At 57.1% G+C, this 13,069-nt stretch carries 15 protein-coding genes; 3 read left to right on the top strand and 12 right to left on the bottom strand.

Translation table 11 applies throughout. The annotated features are described in order from the left end of the window. Positions 1-7 precede the first annotated feature (7 nt). The 8 genes from RHM56_RS05440 to RHM56_RS05405 form a co-directional block, all read right to left on the bottom strand. Entirely contained in the window at positions 8-940 is a 933-nt protein-coding gene (locus RHM56_RS05440; protein ID WP_322239330.1) for an ABC transporter permease, read from the bottom strand. Then, positions 937-2,631 (bottom strand): ABC transporter substrate-binding protein, encoded by a 1,695-nt coding sequence (locus RHM56_RS05435; RefSeq protein ID WP_322239328.1) that lies wholly within the window; start codon positions 2,629-2,631, stop codon positions 937-939. Before RHM56_RS05435 ends, RHM56_RS05440 begins: the two co-directional genes overlap by 4 nt. A gap of 50 nt (positions 2,632-2,681) precedes the next feature. After that, positions 2,682-4,286, bottom strand: a complete 1,605-nt coding sequence (locus tag RHM56_RS05430) for a TonB-dependent receptor (RefSeq protein WP_322239326.1) — start codon at positions 4,284-4,286, stop codon at positions 2,682-2,684. Further along, positions 4,283-4,690 (bottom strand): Plug domain-containing protein, encoded by a 408-nt coding sequence (locus RHM56_RS05425; protein ID WP_322239324.1) that lies wholly within the window; start codon positions 4,688-4,690, stop codon positions 4,283-4,285. Before RHM56_RS05425 ends, RHM56_RS05430 begins: the two co-directional genes overlap by 4 nt. 425 nt (positions 4,691-5,115) lie before the next feature. Next, a complete protein-coding gene (gene cysB / locus RHM56_RS05420) occupies positions 5,116-6,090 on the bottom strand; it encodes an HTH-type transcriptional regulator CysB (protein ID WP_019410733.1) in 975 nt (324 codons plus the stop codon). Positions 6,091-6,204: 114 nt separating this feature from the next. Continuing rightward, a complete protein-coding gene (locus RHM56_RS05415) occupies positions 6,205-6,705 on the bottom strand; it encodes a universal stress protein (RefSeq protein ID WP_322239322.1) in 501 nt (166 codons plus the stop codon). Positions 6,706-6,799: 94 nt separating this feature from the next. Then, positions 6,800-7,717 carry a 5'-nucleotidase gene (locus tag RHM56_RS05410; RefSeq protein ID WP_322239320.1) on the bottom strand — a complete coding sequence of 306 codons (918 nt, stop codon included), beginning with the start codon at positions 7,715-7,717 and terminating at the stop codon, positions 6,800-6,802. Between the two features lie 27 nt (positions 7,718-7,744). After that, positions 7,745-8,071: a thioredoxin gene (locus RHM56_RS05405; RefSeq protein WP_322239318.1), complete on the bottom strand. Its 327-nt coding sequence runs from the start codon at positions 8,069-8,071 to the stop codon at positions 7,745-7,747. 58 nt (positions 8,072-8,129) lie between these two features. Here RHM56_RS05405 and RHM56_RS05400 point away from each other — a divergent pair, with 58 nt between their 5' ends. Both RHM56_RS05400 and RHM56_RS05395 read left to right on the top strand, forming a co-directional pair. Then, a complete protein-coding gene (locus RHM56_RS05400; RefSeq protein WP_322239316.1) occupies positions 8,130-8,576 on the top strand; it encodes a PilZ domain-containing protein in 447 nt (148 codons plus the stop codon). Between the two features lie 131 nt (positions 8,577-8,707). Further along, positions 8,708-9,784: a 3-deoxy-7-phosphoheptulonate synthase gene (locus RHM56_RS05395; protein WP_322239314.1), complete on the top strand. Its 1,077-nt coding sequence runs from the start codon at positions 8,708-8,710 to the stop codon at positions 9,782-9,784. A 57-nt stretch (positions 9,785-9,841) separates the two neighbouring features. On the opposite strand, the gene RHM56_RS05390 is transcribed toward RHM56_RS05395, so the two are convergent. Further along, on the bottom strand, positions 9,842-10,123 hold the full coding sequence (locus RHM56_RS05390) for a GNAT family N-acetyltransferase (RefSeq protein WP_322239312.1): 282 nt from the start codon (positions 10,121-10,123) through the stop codon (positions 9,842-9,844). Positions 10,124-10,584: 461 nt separating this feature from the next. Between RHM56_RS05390 and oprI the strand changes: the two genes are divergently transcribed. After that, positions 10,585-10,836, top strand: a complete 252-nt coding sequence (oprI, locus tag RHM56_RS05385) for an outer membrane lipoprotei OprI (RefSeq protein WP_003172710.1) — start codon at positions 10,585-10,587, stop codon at positions 10,834-10,836. A gap of 133 nt (positions 10,837-10,969) precedes the next feature. Here oprI and RHM56_RS05380 read toward each other — a convergent pair whose 3' ends face one another. The 3 genes from RHM56_RS05380 to RHM56_RS05370 form a co-directional block, all read right to left on the bottom strand. Then, a complete protein-coding gene (locus RHM56_RS05380; protein ID WP_322239310.1) occupies positions 10,970-11,998 on the bottom strand; it encodes a L,D-transpeptidase family protein in 1,029 nt (342 codons plus the stop codon). A 106-nt stretch (positions 11,999-12,104) separates the two neighbouring features. Further along, a complete protein-coding gene (locus RHM56_RS05375) occupies positions 12,105-12,398 on the bottom strand; it encodes a hypothetical protein (protein WP_003446817.1) in 294 nt (97 codons plus the stop codon). A 58-nt stretch (positions 12,399-12,456) separates the two neighbouring features. Next, positions 12,457-13,062, bottom strand: coding sequence for an arylesterase (locus RHM56_RS05370; protein ID WP_322239307.1), 606 nt, complete (start codon positions 13,060-13,062; stop codon positions 12,457-12,459). Positions 13,063-13,069: the final 7 nt, after the last annotated feature.

Genomic DNA, 13,069 nt, shown 5'->3' with positions numbered 1-13,069 from the left:
GATGGCATCACACGGCTTTGGCACGCGGGTCCACCAAATGATTGATCAGGTCGACGAGAAAGTTCACGACCACGTAAATGGCCGCCGCCAACAGGGTGATCCCCAGCAGCAGCGGTACATCCTTGGACACCGCGGCATCGAGCATCAGGCGGCCGATGCCTTGGCGGGAAAACAGCAATTCGATCACCACGGCCCCGCCCAGCAGGCTGGCGAAGACAAAACCTGCGAGGGTCACTAACGGCACCAGCGCATGGCGCAAGGCATGTTTGAGGCGCACGCCGGTTTCGGACATGCCTCGGGCGCGGGCCATGGCAATAAAGGGCTGTTCGAGGATGTCTTCCAGGGACTGGCGCAGCACTTGGCTCAGCACCGCCGCGACGGGCAGCGCCAAGGCCACGCTGGGCAAGATCAACGCCCGCCAGCCGTTTGAACCCGACGGGGGCAACAGGTGCCAGCCGAAGGCGAACACCAGCAGCAGGATCAAGCCGATCACAAATGAGGGGGCCGAAGACAGCACCAACTCAGTGCCCGACACCAGCGAGCGAATCCACGGCGCACGGTTGGCGCTGAGCACCGCGACCACCACGGCCAGCAGTACCGCCAGCGCCGCAGCGCTGAGTGATAACTGCGCAGTAGCGCCCAGTTTGCTGGCGATCACCTGCCCCACCGGCTTGCGCAAATTATAAGAATCACCCAAGTCCCCTTGCGCCAGCCGTCCCAGGTACTGGCCGTATTGCACGATCAACGGTTGGTCCAGCCCGTACTCGGCGCGCACCTTGGCAATCAGTTCGGCACTGGGCATGGCACCGGGCCCGCCGAGAATGGCCATCGCCGGGTCGCCCGCACTCAGGTTAACGGCCAGAAACGTCAGGGTGGCCGCGCCCCAGAGCACCCCAAGACCCGACAGCAATCGACGAAGTATCAGGCGCAGGTTATTCATTTAGCCTCCTGGTCGAGCCAGACGGTGGTGAAGATCGGCGTGTTGTGCGACGTGTCGAAGATCAAGCCCTTGACCTTCTTGCGAAAGGCCACCAGCACATGGCTCTCGTACAGCGGCACCGCCGGGACGTTTTCCACCAGGCGTTGTTGCGCGATGCTGTACAGCTTTTGCAACTCGACCGGGTCGGTGGTGAGCCGTGCCGCCGTTAGCGCGGCATCCAGTTGCGTATCCCGAAAGCCGCCGATGTTCTGGCCGATAAACGTCGGCGTATTGATTGAATGGCTGTGATAAAGGATGTACAGCCCATCCGCCGTGTTGGTATGCCAATAACCGCCCCCCAATACCTGGAAATTGCCGGTGTAACGCTGTTCGGTGAGTTGGGCCAAGGGGACCAGATCGATGCTCAAGTCGAAGCCGACCTTTTTCAAATCAGCCTGAATCGCCACCGCCACGCTGCTGGGGTAAGCCCCGGTTTCGAAGGTCAGCACCCGAGCCGCCAGGCGCTTGCCCTCTTTGACGCGATAGCCTTGGGCATCGCGCCCGGTCCAGCCGGCGCTGTCTAACAGGCGGTTGGCCTCTGCCACGTCATAACGGAGCGCGTCTTTGAACGCAGGGTCGTAATAGCGGGTATTGGACGCCAGCAGGTCCGTCTTGGGCTGGTATTCCCCAAAACCGGTAATCCACGCCAGGCCTTCACTATCAATGGCTTTGGCCACGGCACGGCGGACGACGACGTCCTCAAACGGAAATTTCTCAACGTTAAAGGTCAGGCTGCGAAATGGGTTGCCCTTGCGCACGCGGCTGTACATCTGCAAATCGGGGTTGTGCCGGATGGCTTGAGCGTTTTGCGCAGGCGCGTCGACGGTAAAGTCGGACTGGTCGGATTCCAGCGCGCTAAAGCGGATCATCGCCTCGGGCACGATGCTCACTTCGAGACGGTCGAGGTAGGCTTCGCCCTGATGCCGGGTCACCGGCGGCGCCCAGTGGTAGCCCTTGCGTTTAACGAATTTCAGGCCTTGGTCGCGGGTATAGCTTTCGAGCACAAAAGGCCCGGTGCCAATGGGGTGTTCGGCGATGGATTTGGGGGCCTGCTCAATTTGACGCGGCGACAGCATGCTCAGGTACGACTGCGCCAACACGTCGAGAAACGGTGAGTAAGGTTCGCGCAGGTGCGCTTCGAAGGTGTATTCATCGACAACACGCCCATCGACATAAGGGGCGATGTACGCCGCCGCCAAGGGCGACTTGGTGGCCGGGTCGCGCATGTGTTCAAGGTTGAGCTGCACGGCGCGGGCATTGAATTTCTCGCCATCGCTGTAGGTCACGTCATCGCGCAGATGAAAGGTATACGTCTTGCCATCCGGCGAAATGTCCCAGGACTTCGCCAGCCACGGCGAAATATTGCCGTTCTCGTCCTGATAGACCAGGCAGTCAAACAGAATGCGCCCCAGCCATTGGGTATTGCCATGGGAAATCGAATGCACGTCGAGCGTTGTGGAGTCGGACGAAGTCGATACACGCAACGTTCCGCCCGGCTTGCCAGGGCTGGTTTCGCGGTAGTCGTCGGCGTGGCTTGCGCTGTCGGCACTTGCCACGCTGGCACGGGGTGCTTCGCTGGCTGGCTTGCAGGCGCCCAGCACCATGACGCAGGCGACTGCGGCCAGACGGGCGAGCCTTGTGATCAGGGTCATGTGCTTCCTCCGCCAGCGCCGCGTGTGATCACGACGCTGGCTGCGCAGGCTTAGAAGTTGTAAGTCACGCCGGTGAAGGCACCGAAACCATCACCCGGGTACAGCGCCGCCGTGTCTTTGCCCTGCGCGTTGTAGGACGGCGCAATGGCGGTCACGTAGTCCTTGTCGGTGAGGTTTTTCAGGTCCAGGTACACCTGCCAGGTTTTGCCCGGATCGTCGAAACCGAGCCGTGCGCCCCACAGGGTGTAGGACGGCGCGTAGAAGGTGTTGGCGTAGTCCACTGCGGTGCTCGATACCGAGCGCACGTTGACCCCGGCATAGAAACCGCTGGCAAATTGGTACTGCAATTCGGCCTGGTAAATATGCTTGGGCAATCCTGGCAATTCGTTCTTTTTGAACAGCGGATCGTTTTCGTAGTGGAAGTCGTTGAGGGTGTAGGCTTGGCGCCAGTTCAACGAATCGCCGTTTGCGCCTTCCCACAAACGGGTGCTCAAGCCCGCTTCAATGCCTTGGTGAATCGTCGGCGTGGCATTGGAGGTGGACGTCACCGCCGCCGAGGTGCTGGTGGCAGGGAGCACTTCAACGGTGAGCAACTCGTTCTTGATCCACGATTTGTAGAACGCCAGGCTGCCGTCAAAGATGCCCGACTTGCCCTTGATGCCGAACTCGACGGTGTTGGCCGCTTGCGGAACCAGGGGTTTGGCGTAGTTGCTGGTGACCCCGGAGCCCGAGATCGACCAGGAGCTTGGCGGATCGATGGAGCGGCTGACGTTACCAAACAGCTGGACATCAGGTGCGATGTAGTAACGCAGGCCGATGCGTGGCGCGAGTTTCCATTCGTCGTATCGGTAATGGTTCGGCAGGCCGCTGGTGTTGGCCCGGTCGCTGAACGAGACGTCGACATCACGCTTGATATTGATCGCCGAAACGCCGGTGGCCAGGTACAGCCTGTCGGTCAGGCCCAGGTCGTTGCCAACGCTGAACACATGGTCGAACGAGCCGTCGTACGAGACCTGCTTTTGCAAGATGTCGAGGTCTTTGCTGCCTTTGTAAGTGCGCACCCCGGCACGCACATGCTCGGTGCTGCTCCAGCCAACTGTGCTGGTGCTCGACAGACCGAACAGGTGGTCATTGCGGCTGTAATTGAGCGAGTAGTTAATGTCGCGCCAATCCCAGTAGTTCGGGTTGACGGTACTTTTTTTGCTGAGAATCTGCGGGTAGTCGTGGTACACCACCCCGGCGACAAGGGTGGCGTCATCATCAAAGGTGTAGGTGGTTTTGCTGCCGACCCAGGTCGACCCGCGCTTGGTCGAGTCGCCGCGCGTATCGCGCGTGGCCACGTTGGTTTGAGACGAGTTTTTCTTCAGTTGGGCCAGCGTCAAGGCGCCCGAGTTCTCGTGGTATTCCTCGCGATAACGCAGATAGACGCGGGTTTCCAGTTTGGGGTTGAAGCGGTAGCCGAAGTTACTGACGATGCCCTTGGCCTTGGTGTAGGTAAAGTCCTGGTAACCATCGCGCTTGCCGTTGTCGACGCTGACGTAATAATCGGCATCGCCCACGACGCCGCCGGTGCTCAGCGTCTCTTTCTGCCAGCCAAAACTGCCGCCTTCCACTTTAATGCGATTGCCCGGCGCCGTGAGCCCGGTATTGGTCACAAAGTTGATGGCGCCCCCAGCGACAAAGCACCGTATTCAAAGGCGTTGGCGCCGCGTAACACTTCGGTGTAATTAAGGCCTTGGGTATCCAGCAGTTCATACGGCGTCCCCCCCGCTCCCGTGAGCGCGAGGCCGTCGAAGAGAAACTTGGTGCCTTCACGAAAATAGCCCGGCGAGGTGTTGGCGCCGGAACCCCGAATGGAAATCTTGATGGCGTCGTTGCCACCCGCCGCCTGGGCATACACGCCCGGCTGATAAGCCAGCGTATCTTCCAGCGTGGCCGAGCGGCCCTTTTCCACTTCTGCCTGAGTGACCAGGCTAGTGCCACCGGCCACTTCGTCGAGTTTGGCTTTGGCCGCTTGTGCTTCGGTTTGCTTGGCCGCCTGTACCGTGACAGTGCCCAAACGTCTATCGCCATTTGGGCTGGCATCATCCGCCACAGCAAAAGGTGCGAGGGTTAATAAGGCGCTGCTGACAGCGAATATAGATGAGTGTCGTAAAACAGCAGTTGTTGCTAAATGCACGCGTTTCAAATTGTTGTTCCCCACCTGAATAGAAAATAGGCGAGTTTCTATTGGAATAGTCAATCTCACGATATAAGGGCTATTGCAGCGAACGTGCCAACTGGCCAAGTGCCTTATTAATAGGCATTCATGTGCACATGTCGCTCAGACGACTGTTGTATTACGCGCCTACTGCCGAACAAGTGTTGATAAATAAACAGCTGAGCTAGACGGGTCGCGATAGTGTGTTGCCCATAAAAAAGCCCCGCCCGGTTGAAACCGGGCGGGGCTTTGAACAACTTGCAATAAGATCAAAACAGTCTGTATTAATGAACCGGCAGTTCAACCCCTTCAAACAGGTCTTCGAGTTCCTGTTTGTTATGGCAGGCAATCGCCTTGGCCATCACTTCGCGAGTCAGGTGCGGGGCAAACTTTTCAATAAAGTCGCACATGAATCCACGCAGGAAAGTACCGCGGCGGAAACCGATTTTGGTAATGCTGGATTCGAACAATTCGCTGGCATCCAGCACCACAAGGTCGTTATCGAGTTTGGTATCAACTGCCATTTTGGCGACGATGCCAACACCCAGGCCCAGACGCACGTAAGTCTTGATGACGTCAGCATCAGCTGCGGTGAACACCACTTTGGGTGTCAGGCCACGATGGCTGAACGCTTCGTCGAGCTTGGAACGACCGGTAAACCCAAAGACGTAAGTCACGATCGGGTATTCGGCCAGCGCTTCGAGGGTCAACTTCGGCAGTTTGGTCAGCGGGTGCCCCTGTGGCACGACCACGCAGCGGTTCCAGCGATAGCACGGCATCATCACCAGATCGCCGAACAATTCCAGCGCCTCGGTGGCAATCGCGAAATCAACCGTACCATCAGCGGCCATTTCAGCAATTTGCATGGGCGAGCCTTGATGCATGTGCAAGGCCACATCCGGGTACTGCTTGATGAAGTTGCTGATCACCGGCGGCAAGGCATAACGCGCCTGGGTGTGCGTGGTGGCAATCGACAGGGTGCCTTTTTTCTCGTTGGAAAACTCTTGAGCAATCTGCTTGATGCTCTCGACTTTGCGCAAGATCTCACCGGCGGTGGTGATGATGCGCTCACCGGCTGGCGTCACACGGGTTAAATGCTTGCCGCTGCGGGCAAACACTTCCACGCCCAACTCGTCTTCTAGCAAGCGGATCTGTTTGCTGATACCAGGCTGTGAGGTGTACAGACTCTGAGCGGTAGCCGAAACGTTGAGGTCGTGGTGCGCCACTTCCCAGATGTAGCGCAGTTGTTGAAGCTTCATATGCATCCCTCAAAGCAAATAGGCGCCATGGGTATCGGCGGCGATATATAACTATATGGAAGGTCAGAAGAATAAATCTAGAACTTTTTTATCGTTTTTAGCAGTTCGTCACCTTCACACATCCGTGCGACGCCGACGTTGCAACAAAGGCACCAAGTACACCGGCATCTGTGCCTGCTCTACAACCCGCGCTGCGGTGCGCCCCAAATGGCTATTGCCCCCCGTAGGCTGACCGTGACTGCCAAGAATCAGCAAGTCCACGCACAGCTTTAGCGACTGCTCCAGAATGGCCTGCGAAGGCTCACCCTGAATAACCTTGACCGAGCGGATCAAGGCCAGTTCCTGCTCGCCTTCGGATAACTCATCACGAAGGCTGTCCAGTACCCGTTGCTCGATGTTGGAAAGCATCGTGGTCATGCCCTGCTGCTGTAACTCATTGAGCGCGTGCTCATCGAGATAGCTTTGCAGTACCGATTCGGCAAACAACCCCATGGGTTCCACCACGTGTAACACATGCAAGTCTGCGCTGAAGCTGCGAGACAGTCCTAACGCGTGTTGCATCACTACCGGCGCGTAAATACCGAGGTCAGTGGCGTACAGTATCGAGCGAATCATGCGACCTCCTCGACTGCCTGATATGGCCGAGATGAATTCAGCTTAGCAGCGCCAAGAAAAGTACGACGACCCACGCGAAAACTTACACGCGCGTTTATTCGGGTGCTAAATCGGCCCGTTCATTACTGATGCCATGCGGAACGTGGCCCGTAGCCACTACCTGACGTGCGCTCTCGCAATGGCCAGCCTGATCATCAAAAAAAACATCGGCCGCGAACGCTTCCAAAAACGCCGATTTATCCAGCCCGCCGAGAAACAGCGACTCATCCAGACGGATGTCCCAGTCGCGCAGCGTACGAATGACCCGTTCATGGGCGGGTGCCGAGCGTGCAGTGACCAGCGCTGTGCGGATCGGACAGGCCTCATCCGGGAACTCGCGCTGTAACAGGTTCAAGGCTTCCAGGAAGCCCTTGAACGGACCGCCGCGCAGCGGATTGCGTGCTGAGTTGCGCTCCAGCGACTGGAACGCCGCAAGGCCACCCGATTGATAAATACGCTCCGACTCGTCTGAAAACAGCACGGCGTCGCCGTCAAAGGCGATGCGCAGTTCGTTGTTTTCCGCGCGTCGGGCGCCGCCAGACAGAATCGTCGCGGCTGCAAACCCTGCATCCAGCGCACTGCGAACGTCGTCAGCATGGGTCGACAAAAACAGGTCACAGCCAAATGCATTGAGGTACGGGTGAGGGTTGCGCCCGCCGGAAAATGCCGCGCGTGAGATGCCCAGGTCGTGATGCTGGATAGAGTTGAACACCCGCAGCCCGGTGTCTGCGCTGTTACGTGACACCAGCACCACCTCTACCCGCTCGCGCCCCAGACTGGCATTGAAGCTGAGCAGCTTTTTGACCAGCGCAAAAGCATCCCCTGGCTCAAGCACTTCATCTTCATGTTCGATCTGGTATTGGCGATACGCCTCAATCCCTTGGGTCAGATAGACCTGGTGGCTGACGCTCAAGTCGAACAGTGCCCGCGACGAGATGGCCAGCACCAGCTTGCCCTTTAAGCCTTTGCTCATATCATCTGCACCGTGTGGTTGAAGGATTCAAGGTAGCTCGTCGGGCTCATGCAGCAAGGCCTGTCGAATGTGATGAGACAGCTCGCCTTCGCTGAGACGAGACTTCAACTCGCCATAAAACACACCGTCACGCACGACAAACAGCGCAGGAAGGTGGAAGATCTCATAGCGTTCGACCAGCCCACCATTGTTACCCGCGTCAATCCAGCACAACTGGTCAATGGGTAACTGCATGTCGGGCAACATCTTGCGCGCCACTCGACAGCTCGAACACCCGATACTGGTGAACACCACCAGTGAGGTGCCGCGCAACGTCAGCAGGTGCTGGTCCGCATCAAAGTCAGTCAGTTCCATTTCAGCCACTATACTCACCAAAACAATATCAAGTTGCTAGCACTCGGAGTGTGTGTACATGGGTCGTTTTTTACCTCACCCAGATGATGTTCCTGTTGAGATAACCCCCCGCAAACAACCCGCTCTTTCGCGCCAGAAGCTGCACTCTATCAGCCTCGGCGGCGTCGCATGCAACAGTGACAGAGGCTGGCGACGCGGCGCGGCGGTCGACATGCACATGCCAAGCCTGGGTGAAACAGCGCACTACCCCGGCTATATCGCCTGGTGCGAGAAACAGCCTCAGGGCTACCGGGTTGGCGTGGCCTTTACCGATGACCAAATCCTGTTTGGCGCACGTATGGGTGAGCAGGTGTGTCAGATCGAACACTATTACCGTCTCCAGCATGAGCAAAACCAGCTCCCGGAAAATATGGAAGCGTTGGCGCTGGAATGGGTCAATCGTCACGCGGTGGAGTTTTCTCAGGCGACTCTGGATCATGCATTGGCACAACCTGCGCTTGATTAAAGCGCTGTATGCCCATTGTCGAATAACCGCTTAACGCGTTAAGGTTCGGCTCCCCGATGCGCTCAATCAAGCTGTGCTCCGCCGCACGGGGATCGCTGGCGGCCGGCACCCGTGACCTGACGAGTAACACGATGGCTGATTTACCGATCGACGACCTTAACGTTGCCTCCAACGAAACCCTGATCACACCTGAACAGCTCAAGCGCGAGATTCCTCTCAGCGACACAGCGCTGCAGACCGTGACCAAGGGGCGTGAGGTCATTCGCAACATCCTGGATGGCAAAGACCATCGACTGTTCGTTGTCATCGGGCCTTGCTCGATCCACGACCTCAAAGCCGCCCACGAGTACGCCGAGCGTCTCAAGGTGCTCGCGGCTGAAGTCAGCGACACGCTGTATCTGGTCATGCGGGTTTATTTCGAAAAACCACGGACTACCGTGGGCTGGAAAGGCCTGATCAACGACCCGTACCTGGACGACTCGTTCAAGATCGAAGACGGTCTGCACATCGGCCGCAAATTGCTGCTGGACCTGGCCGAGATGGGCCTGCCAACCGCCACAGAAGCCCTTGATCCAATCTCCCCGCAGTACCTGCAAGACCTCATCAGTTGGTCGGCCATTGGCGCGCGCACCACCGAGTCGCAGACTCACCGCGAAATGGCCTCCGGCCTGTCTTCGGCCGTGGGCTTTAAAAACGGCACGGATGGCGGCCTGACGGTGGCGATCAACGCCTTGCAGTCGGTGTCGAGCCCACACCGCTTCCTGGGGATCAACCAGGAAGGTGGCGTGTCCATCGTCACCACCAAGGGCAACGCATACGGCCACGTGGTATTGCGCGGTGGCAACGGCAAACCGAACTATGACTCGGTCAGCGTGGCACTCTGCGAGCAGGCACTGACCAAGGCCAAAATCACCCCGAACATCATGGTCGACTGCAGCCACGCCAACTCCAACAAAGACCCGGCGCTGCAACCGCTGGTGATGGAGAACGTGGCCAACCAGATCCTCGAAGGTAACCAGTCGATTATCGGCCTGATGGTCGAAAGTCATCTGAATTGGGGTTGTCAGGCGATTCCTAAAAACCTAGAAGACTTGCAGTACGGCGTCTCGATCACCGATGCCTGCATCGACTGGGCGAGCACCGAGAGCACCTTGCGCAGCATGCACGCCAAGCTCAAGGACGTACTGCCAAAACGTGCTCGCGGCTGATTCTTCAGCGCACACAAAAACGCCGGGCTAGCCCGGCGTTTTTTATGCAGTGTCGTTTCAGGTCTTGGCCTGAGCGCGCTTGTGACGCTCCATGTAGCGTTCTACGTAAGAACACGAGGGAATCACCTCGTAGCCCATTTTCTCGGCGTAATCGAGGGCCTGCTCGGTCAAGGCTGCCGCAATGCCCCGTCCGCGAAGGGCATTGGGTACAAACGTGCGATAAATATCCAGAGTCTGCTTACCCAGATCCATGTAGGTCAGGTAGGCACGATGACCGTCGATTGTGGTCTCAAACTGGTGACCTGCCTGGTCATGGTGGATGGACAGCGCCTCGCTCATCATTGCTCCTCGCGGGTCTTGGACTGTGACCCCTACCTTACTGGTGTTTTTCCGCCGAGGGAACTACTAGGCCATCATAGTCGCTCTCGCAATTCATGCTCAGTGAGTGCGCGCACGCAAAGACGGACGTAAAACCCTCGATCAAGGATTTTTCCAGGCTATGCAGCGAATGCGTTCAGAACATTTTTCGGAAGGTTGAAGCTAAGACGCAAGCGCCCTCTTGAAGTCACTTCGGGGGGTCTTTATATTTGCTCACCGCACGCTGGCGGCCACCAAAAAAACAGCTGTTTTGTCAGACACAATCTGTTAAATCTAGCCTATTGGCTTTGATTGCCAATTATTTTTTTTGGTTCTTGCGCTAGGTCAGTTTACTTACTACAAGTAATGGGTAGTATGTACGCCGGCTGTTTCCTCATGTTGAAGGAGCAGCTTCAATTAGAAAGTCCTTGAAGGGGAACACGATGAACAACGTTCTGAAATTCTCTGCTCTGGCATTGGCCGCAGTTCTGGCTACCGGTTGCAGCAGCGTATCTAAAGAAACTGAAGCCCGTCTGACTGCAACTGAAGATGCAGCAGCTCGTTCCCAGGCTCGTGCTGACGAAGCCTACCGCAAAGCTGACGAAGCTCTGGCTGCTGCTCAAAAAGCACAACAGACTGCTGATGAAGCTAACGAACGTGCTCTGCGCATGCTTGAAAAAGCAAGCCGCAAGTAATAGTCCTTCGGGATTATTATCGAAGCCGACCCATTCATGGGTCGGCTTTTTTTATGCCTGCCCGTAACTAAGCCGGTCATAAAAAAAACCGCCAGGGAGTTAACCATGGCGGCTTTTTAATGCTTCAGTGCTATTACTGAACGTAGTCCAGCGACTGCCCCACCGGCGCGGCGGTATTGGCAATACCAATCTCTTCAGGTATCCCGGTTTCAGCACCGACAACAGGGAACGCTTTGTCCTTGTCGATCTGGATGATGTTTTCCAGGTCTTTATGCTTTAGCAAAAAGTTCATAAAGGCCGCGTACTTGTTCTGCAGGTCTTCGGGAGTCAAATGCGACTTGTCACTTTTTGCGAGTAATGAACCATCTTTAACATTTAACGGCTCGTGCACCTCAAGGTAAACCTTGCCGCCACTGACACCGATTTTGTACGGCTCATTGATGATTCTGACTGGAGTGCCTACCGGCACCATGCTGGCCATTTCAAGCACGTTTTTGTTCAGCATGCGGAAGCAGCCATGGCTGGTGCCTGTGCCGATACCAAACTTGGCGTTCGAACCATGAATCAGATAGCCCGGCATGCCAAGCGTGAACTTGAAGGGCCCTAGCGGGTTATCTGGGCCTGCGGGCACAACATTGGGCAACGGATCGCCATTGGCGGCATGTTCGGCCTTGATCGAAGCGGGAGGCGTCCAGGTCGGGTTTGGCGTCTTGGCAGTTACCTTCGTCACACCCACCGGCGAACCCCAGCCCTCACGGCCAATGCCCAGTGGAAAGGTGTACACCTTGTTTTGATCTTTAGGGAAGTAATACAACCGGTACTCGGCCAGGTTGATCACGATGCCTTCGCGCTTGCCCGGCGGCAGGATGAACTGGGTCGGCAGCACAATGTCGGTGTCGACGATCGTTCCATCCAGATTCTTTTTGACCGGCAACCAGGCATCAACACCCGGGTTGGCGGCAATCATTTCCGAGTAACCCAGTTCGTATTCGTTGCCAAGGTCAGAGAAGGAGTCCTCGTACTTGCCCTTGATAACCTGGACCTGCCCGACCACGTCTTCACCTGGCGGCGGCAGCGGAAACTCAAGCGCATAAACGGGACCCGCAACACACAGTGCGGCAACTGACAGGTAGCGGGTGACGGCAGGCAGGCGCGACAACATCCGGGACATCCTTCGCAGAATCAACGGGGACAAAAAGGGAGTGTACACGCCGCCTTGAGAAGCCGGGAGGCGTCGTAGTACGTCTTAAGGTTTCAGACAGGTTGAATCATAGTTCAAAGCGCAACTCAGGCCAGATTGGCTCTGTTCCACGGCGTTGCGATTCGATGATCGCCCGGCACAACGGGCACAGCCGATGGTCTTGAAAAACTTTGCGCGTGACGTCTGACCAACGCGGCTGCGCAGGCAGCAACGAGCCACACAACGTGCGGTCAATCGTGCCGCCCAGCTCCAATTGGCGCGTCACCAAATGCACCCGTACTTCCTGGCAGGCGAACAAATCGAGCTGCTCATCGGGCTCGATCAGTTGATAAGCATATAAAGACCAGGCAGGACGCGACATCAGGGGCTCCAAATCGGGGGGGCGCCACCTTAGCCGAAAGAATGCCGCTAGAAAAGCATCAAAGCAGCAGTTTTAGGGTTGGCCACACATTATCCAGTAAACGGCCCTGTGCATTGGCCTTCGGATGCAGTCCGTCCGCCTGAATAAACTCCGGATGACCGCCCACCCCCTCCAGGAAAAACGGCACCAGCGCGACCTTCTTCTCACTCGCCACATCGGTGTACACCTTGGCAAACGCCTGGGTATAGCGCCGACCATAATTGGGCGGCAATAACATGCCCAGCAACAGCACCTTCGCGCCGGCTTTTTGCGAGGCATCAACCATCCCGGCAAGATTTTGTTTCAATTGCGCAGGCGGCTGGCCGCGCAGCCCGTCATTGGCTCCCAGCTCAACAATCACCACCTCCGGTTTATGCTCTGCAAGCAGTGCAGGCAAGCGCGACAGCCCGCCTGCGCTGGTGTCACCACTGATCGAAGCATTGGCCACCTGGTCGTCATACCCCTGCTCTTTCAAGCGCTGTTGCAGCAAAGACGCCCATCCCAGACGGGTATCCAGGCCCAGAGCCGCGCTGATACTATCGCCGACGATCAAGATTGTTCCCGCTGCTGCATTCTGCGCTATACACATCAGGGCCAGAGCAGCACTTAAAAACCACGTACGCATTGGATTC

The sequence above is a fragment of the Pseudomonas sp. CCC3.1 genome (assembly GCF_034347405.1).
Classification (GTDB): Bacteria; Pseudomonadota; Gammaproteobacteria; order Pseudomonadales; family Pseudomonadaceae; genus Aquipseudomonas.
The sequence above is the reverse complement of the archived record's forward strand: the minus strand, read 5'-3'. Positions and strand labels throughout refer to the sequence as shown.

Excerpts from the sequence above, each read along its gene's own strand:
- RHM56_RS05440 (WP_322239330.1), bottom strand. The coding sequence starts at position 940 with ATGAATAACCTGCGCCTGATACTTCGTCGATTGCTGTCGGGTCTTGGG.
- RHM56_RS05435 (WP_322239328.1), bottom strand. The coding sequence starts at position 2,631 with ATGACCCTGATCACAAGGCTCGCCCGTCTGGCCGCAGTCGCCTGCGTC.
- cysB (WP_019410733.1), bottom strand. The coding sequence starts at position 6,090 with ATGAAGCTTCAACAACTGCGCTACATCTGGGAAGTGGCGCACCACGAC.
- RHM56_RS05415 (WP_322239322.1), bottom strand. The coding sequence starts at position 6,705 with ATGATTCGCTCGATACTGTACGCCACTGACCTCGGTATTTACGCGCCG.
- RHM56_RS05410 (WP_322239320.1), bottom strand. The coding sequence starts at position 7,717 with ATGAGCAAAGGCTTAAAGGGCAAGCTGGTGCTGGCCATCTCGTCGCGG.
- RHM56_RS05405 (WP_322239318.1), bottom strand. The coding sequence starts at position 8,071 with ATGGAACTGACTGACTTTGATGCGGACCAGCACCTGCTGACGTTGCGC.
- RHM56_RS05400 (WP_322239316.1), top strand. The coding sequence starts at position 8,130 with ATGGGTCGTTTTTTACCTCACCCAGATGATGTTCCTGTTGAGATAACC.
- RHM56_RS05395 (WP_322239314.1), top strand. The coding sequence starts at position 8,708 with ATGGCTGATTTACCGATCGACGACCTTAACGTTGCCTCCAACGAAACC.
- RHM56_RS05390 (WP_322239312.1), bottom strand. The coding sequence starts at position 10,123 with ATGAGCGAGGCGCTGTCCATCCACCATGACCAGGCAGGTCACCAGTTT.
- oprI (WP_003172710.1), top strand. The coding sequence starts at position 10,585 with ATGAACAACGTTCTGAAATTCTCTGCTCTGGCATTGGCCGCAGTTCTG.
- RHM56_RS05380 (WP_322239310.1), bottom strand. The coding sequence starts at position 11,998 with ATGTTGTCGCGCCTGCCTGCCGTCACCCGCTACCTGTCAGTTGCCGCA.
- RHM56_RS05375 (WP_003446817.1), bottom strand. The coding sequence starts at position 12,398 with ATGTCGCGTCCTGCCTGGTCTTTATATGCTTATCAACTGATCGAGCCC.
- RHM56_RS05370 (WP_322239307.1), bottom strand. The coding sequence starts at position 13,062 with ATGCGTACGTGGTTTTTAAGTGCTGCTCTGGCCCTGATGTGTATAGCG.